This window comes from Microbacterium sp. B35-04 (assembly GCF_010634885.1).
GTDB lineage: Bacteria > Actinomycetota > Actinomycetes > Actinomycetales > Microbacteriaceae > Microbacterium.
Window position 1 is genome coordinate 1 of sequence record NZ_MWLP01000043.1, and the last position, 13,778, is coordinate 13,778.

The window sequence follows — 13,778 nt, forward strand, 5'->3', positions numbered from 1 at the left end:
TCAGCACCGAGGCGTTCTGTACCGCGTCAGGTGAGCGCGTCGCGGCGCCACAGCGCGGCGCAGGCTGTCAGGTCGGCGGCGTAGTCCGACAGCCGCAGGGCGCGCGTGGTGAACGCCGATGCGCGATCAGGCTCGGTCGCCTCGTAGTCGTCGGCGACATGCGTCGCGCCCGACGCCTGCACGCGGCAGAACGCGGCGGCGCGGTCGAGCGCGACGGCGAAGTCGCCCTCGAACAGACCGCGCAGGATCGTGTCGACCAGGGCGACGAGCTCGTCGGGGCCGGCGGGTGACGGCGCGCCGGCGACGACGTCGTCGGCGGACGCGAGCTCGGCACGGCCGCGCTCGTACAGGAGCGCGGCCGTGCGCGGGTCGTCGTGGATCATGAGCTGCACGAGGTACAGCCGCCACAGCGCTCCGGGGAGCGTCTTCGCCGGCGAGCGGGACCACAGTTCGGCGAGGTCGTCGATGCCGTGCTCGTCGGTGAACGCGACGAGCCGGTCGACGACGTCGCCGTCGGGGTCGGCGCGCACCCGCGCCAGCAGGGCGTGCGCAGTCGTGTGCGCGACGCGCGAGACCTCCGCCGGATCCTCGGCCGCGAACACACGGTCGAAGAGCTCCGCCGGTCGTCGGACGGGCTTGTGGAACTCCCTGGACGAATCGCTCATCCCGTCCAGGCTACTCGCCGCCACGAGCACGGGCTCCCGCTCGCGCGCAGCCGCCCAGGGCAGGCACATGATGCCCGTCCGCTCAGACCTGGTTGATGCGGATGTGGTTGCCGGCAGGGTCGCGGAACGCGCAGTCGCGCGGTCCCCAGTCCTGCCCCTTGGGCTCCTGCAGCACCTCGGCGCCGAAGGCGCGCAGCTGCTCGAAGGTGGCGTCGAGGTCGCCGGTGGTGAACACGTAGGGCCCAGGGCCTGACCCCTTCACGATGAGGCGATTCAGCGTCTCGCCGTCGTCGGGAGACCGACCCGCGGTCGGGTCCGAGACGACGAGCGACAGACCGGGCTGACCGGGGAAGCCGAAGCTCACCCAGCGGTGACCGTCGTAGGAGACGTCGTTGACGACCTCGAGACCGAGGCCGTCGCGGTAGAACGGGATGGCGGCGTCGACATCGTCGACGGTGATGGGGCTGTATGCCAGCGCGATGTTCGTCATGCCTGCCACGCTAGGGTCCCGCCTGGGCGCGCGCTTCTCCGATCCTGCTCAGTTGGCACGACCGTCGAACAGCGGTCAGGCGTACCGGGTCGGGCGCGTGAGGATCTTCGCGACGCACAGCGGCATCGCCTCGGCCGCGTCATGCGGCCGGGACCGGTACGAGCTCGGGGTCTCCCCCACGATCTCGGTGAACGTTGAGCTGAACGAACCGAGCGATGTCGCGCCGACGGCGGTGCAGGCATCCGTCACCGACGTGCCCTCGCGCAGCAGCGCCATGGCGCGCTCGATGCGCCGGGTCATGAGATACGCGTACGGGGTCTCACCGTAGGCGGTCTTGAACTCCCGCGAGAAATGCGCCGGCGACATCAGCGCCTTCGTCGCCATCGTCGGCACGTCGAGGGGCTCCGCGTACTCACGGTCGATGAGATCGCGCGCACGCCGGAGGTGCGCGAGTGTCTGGGTCGTCTGCACGGCGGAAACCACGGGTTTCACGCTACCCGGATCGCCCTGTCGCACCAGTGCGTCGGCAGGATTCAGGCTGTGGGGATGGTCACGATGGGTTCGGACGACGGCTCCCCGGTGGGCGACCCGCCCTGCGGCTCGATCGTCATCGCGATCACGTCGCCCGGTTCCACCGCACCGTCGAGCAGCGCCGTCGCCTGGCCGTCCGCGGACTCGAAGGTGCCTGCCGAGACCGCGTCGCCGCCACGCACGAACCACAGCTCGAAGCTCTCGTCGTCGGCGATCTGCGGAAGCCCCTGCGAGACCACCACGACCTTGCCGACGGACTCCGACCAGTGCGCCGTCGCCGTGCCGCCGTCGGTGACCTCGACCGTGACCGACTGGGCGTCGGGTGCATCCTCGATCTGCTGGAGCGCGACGACCTCTGCCGAGCGGTTCAGGTAGTCGTTGAGCGTGGCGGCGCCGAGCCCGAGGGCGACGAGCAGCACCAGCGATGCGGCGAGCCCGAGGATTCCGCGGGTCCAGCGCCGCCGCGACACCGCCTGGATGACGGCCGTCGCGGGCGGCGGCTCGGCCGCCGGCTGCTCGTCGCTCTCCGACCACGCCGCGACCGGTTCGGCGGCCGCCGCAGCGGACGCGTCCATTGCCGGCAGCTGCGGGGTCGCCGCGACACGCGCGAGCAGGTTCGAGCGCAGGGTCAGCGGGGGCAGCGCGTCCGAGACGGTGTCCGCGAGGGCGGCGGCGGTCGCGGCATCCGCATCCACCAGGTGCTGCCACTCGGGGTGCCGGCGCCGGGCGGCCTCGAACGCCTCCCGGTCGGCGGGTGACAGCGCGTTCAGCGCAGCGCCGGCGGCAAGCTCGGCGAACTCCTCCTCGTCCATCACGCGGTCACCCCCATCTCCGCTCTCAGGCGGGACAGTCCGTCCCGCATCCTCGTCTTGATCGTCCCCAACGGCGCTCCCACCAGGGCCGCGATCTCGCTCTGACTGTAACCCCCGTAATACGCGAGGGTCAGCGCTTCCTTCTGGGCGTCGGGCAGTGCCGACAGCGCCGTCGCCACCCGCTCCCCCTCGATGCGCAGCTCGACCTGCTCCGCCACCTCGTCGTGGGCCACCCCGAGATCGCGGAATCCGGCTCGCACGTCTCGATCCGCGCTCGACTGCGAGGCCCGCACACGGTCCACCGCCCGGCGGTGCGCGATCGTGAGGACCCACGATCTCCCCTGACCTCTGTTCGGAGCGAACCGCGATGCGGATTGCCACACCTCGAGGAACACCTCCTGCAGCACCTCTTCGCTCTGCGCCCGGTTGACGAGCACTCGCAGGATGAGGCCGAAGACGCGCGGCGACAGGAGGTCATAGACCCGCGCGAACGCCGCCTGGTCTCCGGCGGCGACGCGCTGCAGCAGCTCTCCGATGCGATCAACGGGCTCCGTGCCGTCCTCCGGCACGTCGATCCCATCGATCACCATGTCCACCAGCATGCCCTACCCGCCCTCCTTCGCCCCGGCGTCGCCTCACCCGAAGGTGAACGAGTACACTTCGACGCCCGGCGACACGATCACGTCGAGCACCTGGGCGGACCCGACCGCGCCTTCCGCGACGGCGTACGACCGAGGCGTTCCCGACACCGCCAGCGTCTGCTCTGGGCCGCCGTCCAGCCGTACGCGCACCTCGCCTTCGCCGGCCAGCACCATCCGCACCTCATCCGCATGGAACTGCAGACGGATGCCGCCACCCGCGGCTGCGGTAGGCGTGGCGTACTGCGTCTCGATGCGCCAGGCGCCATCGAGCGCGAACGAATCCGCGGGCTGCTCGGCGGGCAGCCGGTACTCGGCCTCGCCTGCGCGGTAAGGCGAGTCACCGCCGTGGTTGACGTCCTTCGCCGACCCGAGGAACGTCTCTCGCGTGCGCGTGCCGGCATCCGGCGTGTCGTCGGCGATGTCGGTCGCACCCGGCAGCGCCACGTCGGGGTCGGCATCCTGCAGCAGCTCTCGGATCAGCTTCTCGGTCGCGGCGTAGCTGCCCTCGCCGAGCGAGATGTGCCGCACGGTGCCGGAAGCGTCGATCAGGTAGTGGGCGGGCCAGTAGCGGTTCCGGTAGTTCGTCCACGTCGACAGGCTGTTGTCGAGAGCCACCGGATACGTGATGCCGAAGTCGCGCGCCCCTGCGGCGACATTGGCGGCGTCTTTCTCGAAGGCGTACTCGGGAGAGTGGATGCCGATCACCCGCAGTCCCGCATCTCGATAGGCCTCGTCCCACGCCACGACGTGCGGGATGCTGCGCTGGCAGTTGATGCACGAGTACGCCCAGAAGTCGATGAGCACGACCTCGCCCTGCAGGTCGTCGAGGGCGATCGGCGCGCCGTCCGGCGTGTTCAGCCACGCGTCGATGCCCCGGATGCTCGGCGCCGTCCCGCAGGACTCCAGTTCGGCCGCGCCGTTGGTGCACTGGTCGAGCTCGCGGTTCTCATCCGTCACCAGCCCGCCGAGATCGAGCGCCCGGCGCGCATCGGGGTTGTCGGTGAGCTGCCGCTGGATGTCAGCCGTGTAGTCCGGCACGAGCCGTTGGAGCAGCTGCGGCACGTTGAAGACGAGCCCGACCGCGAGCGCGAGCATCGCCACGCCGGCGGCGATCCGCAGGCCCCGCTCGTGCGTGCGGAACGCGCGGATGCGCTCGACCAGGCCACGACCCGCCAGCGCGAAGAACAGCAGCGGGATCGCGACGCCGACAGCGAAGGAGAGCGTCAGCACCACTGTGCCGACGTCGATGCGGCCGGTCGAGCCGGCCACGATGATCGCCGCCAGCACCGGTCCCGCGCACGGCACGAAGACCGTGCCGAGGGCCAGCCCGACACCGTACCCGCTCCCGGAGTTCTGCACCTCGGAGCGACGGGCGAGCCGCTGGAAGGGTTTCTCGAGCACCCGCTCGAATCCCGGCACGAGCAGGCCGATGCCGATCAGGACGAGCACCGCAATCCCCGCCCAGCGCAGCACGTCCTGCGGCAGACCGAGCGCACCCAGCAGAAGCGAGCCCAGCAGAGTGACCAGCGTGAAACTGGTGACGAGCCCCGCGATGACGAGGTACGGCCGCCAGCGCGACGCCGGGGCCGGCCCGTCGCCCGCCTCGGAGGCGAAACGGGCGGACTGCGCGCCGCCGGTCAGGAAGATGACCGGCAGCACCGGCAGGATGCACGGCGAGATCCCCGTGATGAGCCCGCCGAGCAGACCGATGATGACGAGCTCCATGAATCCCCCTTGGTGTCGACGGTTGTTCGCTCCACAGGCCGCTTCGGATTGGACGCACTGACAACGGATGCCGTGAGCCCGGGCAGCGGCATCCGCATTTCGTCCAATCCGTTCCGGGGAGCCCTCCGAACAGTCCGTGTAGCCGCTCCTGCGGCACGCTCCCCGCACCGGGGGCCACCAGACCGCGGTCGCACGACCGCATGGAGGAGGAAGACAATGTCTCGCATCACCCGGAAGCGCCTCTCGGCCGGGCTCGCTCTCGCCGTCGCCGCGTCCTTCGCACTGTCGGCATGCTCGATGGGCGGCTCGGCCGCCGAGCCGTCGGCAGAACCCTCCACACCGGCCATGGAGGCGAGCGAGGAGCCGATGGCCGCCGACCCCGCCGCGAACCTCGTCGGCCCCGGCTGCGCCGCCTATGCGGAGGCCGTGCCGGACGGCGACGGCTCGATCGAGGGCATGTCGGCCGATCCGGTCGCGGTCGCGGCATCCAACAATCCGATGCTGACCACGCTCACCGCCGCCGTGAGCGGCCAGCTCAACCCCGAGGTCGACCTCGTCGACACCCTCAACGGCGACGAGTTCACCGTCTTCGCCCCGGTGGACGAGGCGTTCGCGGCCCTCGACCCGGCGACCATCGAGGCGCTGAAGACCGACACGGCGACGCTGACGTCAATCCTGACGTACCACGTTGTTCCCGGCCAGATCGAGCCTGCCGACATCGCCGGCATGCACACCACCGTGCAGGGCTCCGATCTCGAGGTGACCGGAAGCGGAGACGAGTGGATGGTCAACGACGCCACCGTGATCTGCGGCGGCGTGCAGACCGCCAACGCCACCGTGTATCTCATCGACTCGGTCCTGATGCCTCCGGCACAGTGACCGCCGCCGGCTTCGGCCGGCAGGGGGGCGGTGAGGCCGTCGACGTCTGGGGATGACGTCGGCGGCCTCGTCGTGCATTGCACGCGCTCGCGCAAGAGTCAAGGGTGTGGGGACAATCAGGCGCGCTGTCTAACGTGATTCTGGGCCTGGGGTTGCGCCGGAGGGGTGCGGACGCCAGGTGGGAGGAGACGTGACAGACCTGCGCGCGTCGGCGGAGTTGTCCACCGGCGAGATCTTGGACGATCGCTACGTCCTGCATGAGCGTATCGGCGAGGGCGGGATGGCGCGCGTCTATCGCGCCGAAGACACCCACCTCCAGCGCTCGGTGGCAGTGAAGGTGTTCCGCGAACCCACCGACGGCATCGACTCCGTCGAACGTGCACTGTCAGAGACGACCCTCCTCGCTTCTCTGAGTCACCACTCCCTCGTCACCGTGTTCGATGCGCGCGTCGGCACGGGCGAGACCAGCTACCTCGTCATGGAGCACGTCGACGGCATCACGCTGCGGGATCTCATCGCGCGGGGGCCCGTCGATCCGAAGATCGTCGCATCGATCGCGATCGACATCGCGGAGGGCCTGCACGTCGCGCACGAGCACGGGGTCGTGCATCGCGATATCAAACCCTCGAATGTGCTCCTGTGGTCGTCGCCGCGGCCCGGATGGGAGTGGCGCGCGAAGCTCGGGGACTTCGGCATCGCCTACTTGATGGACTCGGCCCGTGTGACCACCCCGGGAGTCATCGTCGGCACGATGGCGTACGTCGCTCCGGAACAGGCGCGCGGGGTGCCGCCGGCGCCGGCCGCCGACATCTACGCGTTCGGTCTCCTGCTCATCGAGGCGCTGACCGGCGAACGACCGTTCGGCGATGCCGAAGGCATCGGCACGGTGGTGGCACGGCTGTCGTCGGCGCCCGAGATCCCGGAGTCGCTCCACCCGTCGTGGCAGGGCCTGCTGCGCGGGATGACGGCGATCCGCCCGGACGACCGACCCGCCGCGCTCGACGTCGTGACGGCGGCCTCCCGCCTGGCTGCCATGGAGAACACCATCGCCCGTCAAGCAGCCGACCCCTCGACGGCGCCTGTCGCGATATCCGTCGCCGATCCCACCCAGGTCTTTCCCCAGCCCGCGCTGGCCGCAGGTTCTGCGGGCACCCTCGAGCGCGGAGCGCTCCGCCGCGATGCGCGCGTGGCCGCCCGCGCGTCGGGAGCTTCGGCCGGGACGGATGAGGCGGCAGCGGTCGCCCCTGCCGTGCCCGACGAGCGTGGGCGAGCCTCGCGCCGTGCCCTGATGATCGGGGTGGTCGTCGCGGCGCTGCTGGCGCTCGCACTCGCGCTCGGCTCGGTGCTGGTGGCGAACAGCTGGTCCGCAGATGCCGACCCCGCATCGACCCCGCCCGCGGAGGAGCAAGCTCCGCCCGTACCGACGGAGGAGGCTCCGCCGGCGCCGACGGAGGAGGCTCCGGTCGAGGAGGTGCCGGCCAGCGTGCCCGCTGAGCAGGCCCCGGCCGGCGACCCGCCGCCGGCCGACACCGGAGGCGGCGGGGACGTCAACGACAACAGCGGCCCGGGCAACAACAACGGCGGCGGCGGCGGCAGCGGCGGGCGCGGGAACGGCAACGGCAACGGCGGCGGCAACGGGGGCGGCAACGGCTGAGCGCCGCGGTCAGGCGCCACGGAGGTCGCGCATCGCTCTCGACCGCCAGTTGTCTCCGGCGCGCTCGAGGGTCACGATCGCATGACAGTTGCGGCAACGCACGTCGCACTTATCGATCTCTTCCGACAGTTTGGCGATGCTGAACCCCTCCTTCACCATCGCCATGACGTCCTTGCGCTTGTCAGCCCCTGGTCGGTGGTCGAAGTCGAGGACCCGCAGATCGGTCACGCCGCAGTCGACGCACGGATGGTCGCGCAGATAGGTCACGAGGAACGTTTTGGCCTCGGCGCGCCGCTTCGCAGTGCGTTCGACGATGACCCGCACATGACGTTCACGATTGCGCGTAGTAGTCGCGCGACGACCGCCGGTTGCACTCGCGACATGCGACGTCTCCACACGGGCGAAGCCACAGCCTAGAGATGGGCTCCGACGCTCCGACCATCCGCGTGGCCTTGCTAGGGTGGAGGCGCCCCTATAGCTCAGTTGGTTAGAGCAACGGACTTCAACACAACAAAATGGAGCGCCAGCGCCGAAATGCGCTGGATGACCGCCGCTATATGCTGGAACACCCTGAGAGCCCGAGGTACTCGCCAAGCGTCTGAACGACACCTGGCAGTGAAAATCCGAGGGATTGGGCAATCAGCAGGTAACCGCAAGGGAACCTCAGAGACTACACGCGGCGCACCTGACCGGTCCGGCCGAAGGTGAAGATATAGTCCAGACTGCAAGCCGGAGACGGTGGCTGGGGAAACTCAGTGCAGCAGGTTAATCCGTGGGTCCAGGGTTCGAGCCCCTGTGGGGGCACCACACCGTTCGAGCCGCCGGAGCACTTGGCCGGCCCCGTTGTCAGCGCGCGATCGCGGCGGCGATGAGCCAGGCCACGATGCTCAGCACCAGCGCGATGAGCGGGTACCAGAACGCGGTGCGCTTGCGGGACAGCGCGAGGATGCCCGCGACGCCGCCGATCACCGCGAAGGCGAGCGGCAGATATCCGCCGAGCACGATGGCGAGCGTGTTGTCGTAGGTGCCGACCGCCCAGAGCAGCGAGACGAAGAACAGCACCACCGCGCCCCCGACCGAGAAGCCGATGAGCAGCAGCGTGGCGACGAGGTCGCCGGTGCTGCGCTCGGCGGGAGCCGCTCCGCCCGTCATGACGCCAGTCCGATCTCGTAGTGCACGAAGCCGGTCGAGGTCGCGACACGGTCGTACAGGCCGCGTGCCGTGGCGTTGGACTCCTGCGTGAGCCAGTACACCTTCGCGGCGCCCTGTTCACGGGCCCAGTCGGTGACGTGGGCGATGAGCGCGCGTCCCGCGCCCGTGCCCCGGGTGTCGGGGTGGACGAACAGATCCTCGAGGTAGCAGTACGGGCCCGCCGACCAGGTGGCCGCGTGGGTCAGCCAGTGCACGAACCCCACCGCCTCCCCCGTGTCGCCGGTGGCGAGCGCGCCGTGGATCGGGAACTGCGGATCGAGGAGGCGGTGCCACGTCAGCTCGGTCTGCTCATCCGAGAGCTCCGATTCGTAGAACGCGAGGTAGCCGCGCCAGAGCGGCAGCCAGGCCTCGCGGTCGGCAGGGGCGAGTGGGCGGATCGCAGTCACAAGACCCGAGGCTAACGTGTGGTGCGCATCATGTCAGGGCGGAGCGCGCGGTTCGCCGCGCATGAGCACTCAGATCGTCGCCGCGACGCGCGAGGAACTCCTCGAGCCGCACGCGGTCGACCCGCCCGATCTCGCGCAGCGCCACCCCCACGTTCGTCTGCACCAGGTGCTCGGGGTCCGCAGCCAGCACGTCGCAGAGCGCCAGCGGATCGTCGAGGTCGCCGGCGCGGATGATCCAGAACGCCGCGGTGATCGCCGTGCGGCGGTGCCACCGATCCTCCGACCGCGCGAGGTCGAACAGCACGTCGCGGGGCTTGTCGAGCAGATATCCGCCGATCACGCGCGGAGCCGCACGGTCGATGTAGTCCCACGTGTCGATGCGGTCCAGGCGCCGCATCCAGAGGTCGTACAGCGCGGCGCGGTCGGCATCCTTCGTTCGGGCCTGGAAGTCGAGGATCGACACCGCCGCCACGCGCAGCTCGTAGACATCCGAGTCGAGCAGCCGGTCGACCTCGGCCAGCGGCATCCGTGCATTCGTCCTGGCGATGTCGAAGACGGTGCCCATGCGCACGCCGAGGATCTCGGTGCGCTGATCGGTCATGCGCCGCTGGATCTTGGCCCGTTCGTCAGCGGATGCCGCGGCCTCGAGCGCCGCGCGGACGCCCACGGCCGTCGGCGACCCGCCGGCGGGCTCAGTCACCGCCGTCGAGACCGGAGTGGCTCAACTCCGCCCCCGCGTGCGCGAGCTCCGCGAGCGCGGCGTCGCTCGATTCCGGAGCCACCCCGGCGACGAGGTCGGTGAGGACCCGCACGTGCCGCCCGTGCTCGATGGCGTCGAGGGCCGACGCACGCACGCAGTAGTCCGTCGCAAGGCCCACCACGTCGACGTCCACGACGCCGTGCTCCTCGAGCAGGTGGGTCACCGTCACCCCGTCGTCGGTCGTGCCCTCGAACAGCGAGTATGCCGGCCCGCCCTGACCCTTTTTGACGTGATGCGTCACCGCGGAGGTGTCGAGCCCGGGGTCGTACTCGGCACCCTCCGTGCCGCTCACACAGTGAACGGGCCACGTGTCGACGAAGTCGGGCTCGGGACTGAAGTGCCCGCCGTTGTCGCCCTCGCCGTGGTGCCAGTCGCGCGAGGCGACGATGACGGCGTACTCCTCGCCGTGCGTGACCAGGTACTCCGAGATGCGCTGCGCGACGGCATCCCCACCCTCTACACCGAGGGCACCGCCCTCGGTGAAGTCGTTCTGGACGTCGACGATGAACAGCGCCTTGCTCATGGTTCGAGCGTACGCCTGTACTCCTCGCGGGTGAGAGGGTGTCCGTCGTCGGCCACGAGCTCGGCATCCGTGTCGGTCGGCAGCGGGGCATCCACCGGCAGTTGCGCTTCGACAGGCTCGGCGACCGGTGAGGCAGGCTGATCTGACCTGGTCCCTGAGCTTGTCGAAGGGCCGGCTTCCGGTTGCCGTCGCGCGAGCTTCGACGGCCACCAGATCGCTCGTCCGATGTCGTACGACAGGGCGGGCACGAGGAGCGACCGCACCACGAAGGTGTCGAGCAGCACACCGAACGCGACGATGAAGGCGAGCTGCACCAGGAACAGGATCGGGATGACGCCCAGCGCCGCGAAGGTCGCCGCGAGCACGAGACCGGCCGAGGTGATGACGCCGCCGGTCGCGACGAGACCCCGCAGGATGCCCGATCTCGTCCCGTGGACGAGGGACTCCTCGCGCACGCGCGACATCAGGAAGATGTTGTAGTCCACGCCGAGCGCGACGAGGAAGACGAACCCGTACAGCGGCACCGCGGGGTCGGCGCCGGGGAATCCGAAGACCGTGTTGAAGACGAGCGCACTGACCCCGAGCGCGGTGGCGAACGACAGGATCACCGTCGCGATGAGCAGCACGGGAGCCAGGACCGACCGCAGCAGCAGCATCAGGATCAGGAGGATCACCAGCAGGATGACCGGGATGATGACCGTCCGGTCGCGCGTCGACGTGTCATTGGTGTCGATGTCGGTCGCCGTCTCGCCGCCGACGATCGCCGTTCCCGCACCGAGCGCGTCATCGAGGTCGGCGCGCAGCTCGCGCACCGTGTCCTCAGCGGCGACAGAGTCTGCGGCATCCGTCAGCGTCCCGATCACCAGCACGTCGCCGTCCGAGACCGTCGCCTCCGGAGCAGGCGTGCCGGGCGGGCCGACCGCCGTGAGCACCGGCTCGCCGCCTTCGACCTCGACGCCTGCCTGCCCGGTCGGGGAGTCGTCGGAGGCGACCGCCACGGAATCGATGCCTTCCGACGCCGCCAGCACCTCGACGGCGCCGGCGAGGTCTTCCTCGGGGAGGATCACGTAAACGGGAGACCCCGAGCCGGCCGGGAAGTGCTCGGCGAGCACCTCCTGGCCGTCGCGCGCCTCAGACGACCCCAGTACGAGATCGCTCGTGGGCACGCCGTCCGCCTTGAGCTGGGTGATGCCGATCGCGCCGGCGAGCAGCACGATGGTGCACGCGATCCACACGACGCGCGCGTTCCGCGCGACGAACCGCGCCTGCCGCGGCCAGAGTCCCTTGACCGGCTCGGTCAGATCGTCGGGGATCATGGCGAGCGGCTGCTTCGGGATGAAGGGCCAGAAGGCGGCGCGGCCGCAGAGGGCCAGCAGCGCCGGCAGGAACGTCAGCGCCGAGAGCACCGAGAAGGCGATCCCGATCGAGGCGATCGGCCCGAGAGCGCGGTTGGTCGCCAGATCCGAGAGCAGCAGGCACAGCAGGCCCGCGATCACCGTGCCGCCCGACGCGAGGATCGGCTCGAACGCTCCGCGCCACGCCGAGAGCGTCGCATCCCACTTCGACGCGCCCGTCGCGATGGACTCGCGGAAGCGGGCGACGTACAGCAGCGCGTAGTCCGTCGCGGCGCCGATGACGAGGATGAACAGAATGCCCTGCACCTGCCCGTTGAGCACCACGATGCCGGCGTACGCGAGCCACCACACGGTGAGGAGCGCTGCGCACAGGGCGAACATCGACGTGAGGAGCACCAGGACCGGCAGCAGGGGTGAGCGGTAGACGATCACGAGGATCAGGAAGACGGCGAGCAGGGCCACACCGAGGAGCAGCCCGTCGATGCCGAGGAAGCCCTCCACCAGATCCGCCGTGAACCCCGCCGGTCCGGTGACCCACCCGTCCAGCCCCTCAGGCAGTTCGTCGGCGACGAGCGTCCGGATCTCGTCGACGATCTCGCCCACCTCGCCAGCGGCATCGATGGGGACGAAGATCTGCACGGCCTCACCGTCGTCCGACAGGATCGGCGGCGACACGCCTTCCTGCACGCCGTCGATCGCCGCGATGTCGTCGGCCAGCGCCTGTGCGTCGGCGACGTCAGCCTCCGAGAGCTCACCGTCGCCGGTGACGACCACGACGGCGGGGATGCTGTCTTCGCCGAGGAAGTCCGTCAGCCTCTCGTTCACCTGTGTGGCATCCGCGTTCTCGGGCAGGAAGCTCGAACGGTCGTTGGTCGACACCTCGTCGACCTTCCCGAAGTACGGCCCTCCGATCGATCCCGCGGCCAGCCAGATCAGCACGAGAAGGGCCGGGATGCCGATGCGCAGCCAGCCGGAAGGTCGGCGGTTCGCGTGGTGAGGCGAAGACATATCGCTAGCTTATCTAGCTAAATCGCTTTGCGGAAACGAAGTTGGTGCAACGACCCCGTGGCCCGCACGGCTCCTATGCTGAGTCGCGATGCTCTCCGCTGCCCTCGCCCTGATAGGCGCCGTGGTCTACGGCTCCGCGGACTTCCTCGGCGGCCTGGCGGCACGGCGGCTGCGCGCGATCGTCGTCACCGCCGTGGCGGCTCTTTCGGGGTTCCTCGCGCTGCTGCTCGTGCAGCCTCTCGTAGGCGGCGTGTGGACGGTCGCGGATGTCGCATGGGGCGTTCTCGCCGGCATGGTCGGAGTGGTCGCGGTCGCCCTGCTGTACGCCTGCCTCGCGATCGGGCCGATGAGCATCCTTTCGCCGCTGACGGCGGTCGTCTCGGCGATCGCGCCGATGCTGTGGGGTCTGCTCGTCAAGGGCGATGCGCTGGCGCCGATCGGGTACGCCGGGCTCGCCGTCGCCCTGGTCGCGGTCGTCCTCGTCGGGTTCATCCCCGGCGAGAGGATCGTGCGGCCGAATGCGCGCGGGCTCGCGATGGCGGCCGGCGCAGGTCTCGCGATCGGCGCCTTCCTCATCATCGTCGATCAGACCTCCGCCGGCGGCGGCCTGGTGCCCCTGCTCACCGGCCGCGCCACCAGCGCGGTCGTCACGGTAGGTGTTATCGGCATCCTCGCCGTCGCGGCGGTCCGGCGGGGCGCACCCGCGCGGTCGGTTCTGCACGTCGCCGGCGCACAGCTCGGCGTTGTCCCGAGCGGACACGCCGATCTCGAGCATGCGACGACCGATCCCCTCCCCACGGTCGCGACGGCGCGTCAGGCGTGGTCGCTCGCGATCGCGTGCGGAATCGCGGATGCCGCCGCCAACGCCCTCATGCTCCTGGCGCTGCGGACCGGCGACCTGGCGGTGGTCTCGGCGCTGACGGCGCTCTACCCCGCCGGCACGATCCTGCTCGCGGCCGTCGTCCTGCGGGAGCGCGTCGCCGTCGTCCAGTGGGTGGGCCTCGGTCTCGCCCTCGCCGCCGGAGGCATGCTCGCCGTCGCCTGAGCTGCGCCGTGCACGCCAGATGCATCGCGCAAGGAACGAATCGCGAGAGGGTGTGTTTCCGCCGGCGGAAATACACCCGCTCGTGGTTCCTG

General features: G+C 70.2%; 15 protein-coding genes. 3 read left to right on the forward strand and 12 right to left on the reverse strand.

Annotated elements, in window-relative coordinates:
- Positions 1-26: 26 nt before the first annotated feature.
- From B1729_RS11795 to B1729_RS11820, 6 genes are all read right to left on the reverse strand, one after another.
- Positions 27-665 (reverse strand): DNA-directed RNA polymerase subunit beta, encoded by a 639-nt coding sequence (locus B1729_RS11795; protein ID WP_163632868.1) that lies wholly within the window; start codon positions 663-665, stop codon positions 27-29.
- Between the two features lie 82 nt (positions 666-747).
- The gene (locus B1729_RS11800) at positions 748-1,155 is read right to left on the reverse strand and encodes a VOC family protein (protein ID WP_163620551.1); all 408 of its coding nucleotides are present in this window, start codon (positions 1,153-1,155) and stop codon (positions 748-750) included.
- A gap of 75 nt (positions 1,156-1,230) precedes the next feature.
- Positions 1,231-1,638, reverse strand: a complete 408-nt coding sequence (locus B1729_RS11805; protein WP_163632870.1) for a helix-turn-helix transcriptional regulator — start codon at positions 1,636-1,638, stop codon at positions 1,231-1,233.
- Positions 1,639-1,688: 50 nt separating this feature from the next.
- Positions 1,689-2,498: an anti-sigma factor gene (locus B1729_RS11810; RefSeq protein WP_163632904.1), complete on the reverse strand. Its 810-nt coding sequence runs from the start codon at positions 2,496-2,498 to the stop codon at positions 1,689-1,691.
- Positions 2,498-3,100, reverse strand: a complete 603-nt coding sequence (sigK, locus tag B1729_RS11815) for an ECF RNA polymerase sigma factor SigK (protein WP_204318910.1) — start codon at positions 3,098-3,100, stop codon at positions 2,498-2,500. Before sigK ends, B1729_RS11810 begins: the two co-directional genes overlap by 1 nt.
- Before the next feature lie 33 nt (positions 3,101-3,133).
- Positions 3,134-4,864: a cytochrome c biogenesis protein CcdA gene (locus B1729_RS11820; RefSeq protein WP_163632874.1), complete on the reverse strand. Its 1,731-nt coding sequence runs from the start codon at positions 4,862-4,864 to the stop codon at positions 3,134-3,136.
- A gap of 216 nt (positions 4,865-5,080) precedes the next feature.
- On the opposite strand from B1729_RS11820, the gene B1729_RS11825 reads away from it, so the two are divergent.
- Positions 5,081-5,743, forward strand: a complete 663-nt coding sequence (locus B1729_RS11825; RefSeq protein ID WP_163632876.1) for a fasciclin domain-containing protein — start codon at positions 5,081-5,083, stop codon at positions 5,741-5,743.
- Positions 5,744-5,933: 190 nt separating this feature from the next.
- Positions 5,934-7,397 carry a serine/threonine-protein kinase gene (locus B1729_RS11830; protein WP_163632878.1) on the forward strand — a complete coding sequence of 488 codons (1,464 nt, stop codon included), beginning with the start codon at positions 5,934-5,936 and terminating at the stop codon, positions 7,395-7,397.
- A 9-nt stretch (positions 7,398-7,406) separates the two neighbouring features.
- On the opposite strand, the gene B1729_RS11835 is transcribed toward B1729_RS11830, so the two are convergent.
- From B1729_RS11835 to B1729_RS11860, 6 genes are all read right to left on the reverse strand, one after another.
- Positions 7,407-7,721, reverse strand: a complete 315-nt coding sequence (locus B1729_RS11835) for a hypothetical protein (RefSeq protein ID WP_163632880.1) — start codon at positions 7,719-7,721, stop codon at positions 7,407-7,409.
- 522 nt (positions 7,722-8,243) lie between these two features.
- Positions 8,244-8,549 (reverse strand): hypothetical protein, encoded by a 306-nt coding sequence (locus B1729_RS11840; protein ID WP_163620545.1) that lies wholly within the window; start codon positions 8,547-8,549, stop codon positions 8,244-8,246.
- The gene (locus B1729_RS11845; RefSeq protein ID WP_163620544.1) at positions 8,546-8,995 is read right to left on the reverse strand and encodes a GNAT family N-acetyltransferase; all 450 of its coding nucleotides are present in this window, start codon (positions 8,993-8,995) and stop codon (positions 8,546-8,548) included. The genes B1729_RS11840 and B1729_RS11845 overlap by 4 nt, the downstream gene beginning before the upstream one ends.
- 28 nt (positions 8,996-9,023) lie before the next feature.
- A complete protein-coding gene (locus B1729_RS11850) occupies positions 9,024-9,695 on the reverse strand; it encodes a DNA alkylation repair protein (RefSeq protein ID WP_204260184.1) in 672 nt (223 codons plus the stop codon).
- Positions 9,688-10,278 carry an isochorismatase family protein gene (locus tag B1729_RS11855; protein ID WP_163632883.1) on the reverse strand — a complete coding sequence of 197 codons (591 nt, stop codon included), beginning with the start codon at positions 10,276-10,278 and terminating at the stop codon, positions 9,688-9,690. Before B1729_RS11855 ends, B1729_RS11850 begins: the two co-directional genes overlap by 8 nt.
- Positions 10,275-12,641 (reverse strand): efflux RND transporter permease subunit, encoded by a 2,367-nt coding sequence (locus B1729_RS11860; RefSeq protein WP_163632885.1) that lies wholly within the window; start codon positions 12,639-12,641, stop codon positions 10,275-10,277. Before B1729_RS11860 ends, B1729_RS11855 begins: the two co-directional genes overlap by 4 nt.
- An 88-nt stretch (positions 12,642-12,729) precedes the next feature.
- Between B1729_RS11860 and B1729_RS11865 the strand changes: the two genes are divergently transcribed.
- Complete coding sequence (locus B1729_RS11865; protein ID WP_163632887.1) at positions 12,730-13,686, forward strand: EamA family transporter; 957 nt, start codon at positions 12,730-12,732, stop codon at positions 13,684-13,686.
- The last annotated feature ends 92 nt before the right edge of the window (positions 13,687-13,778 follow it).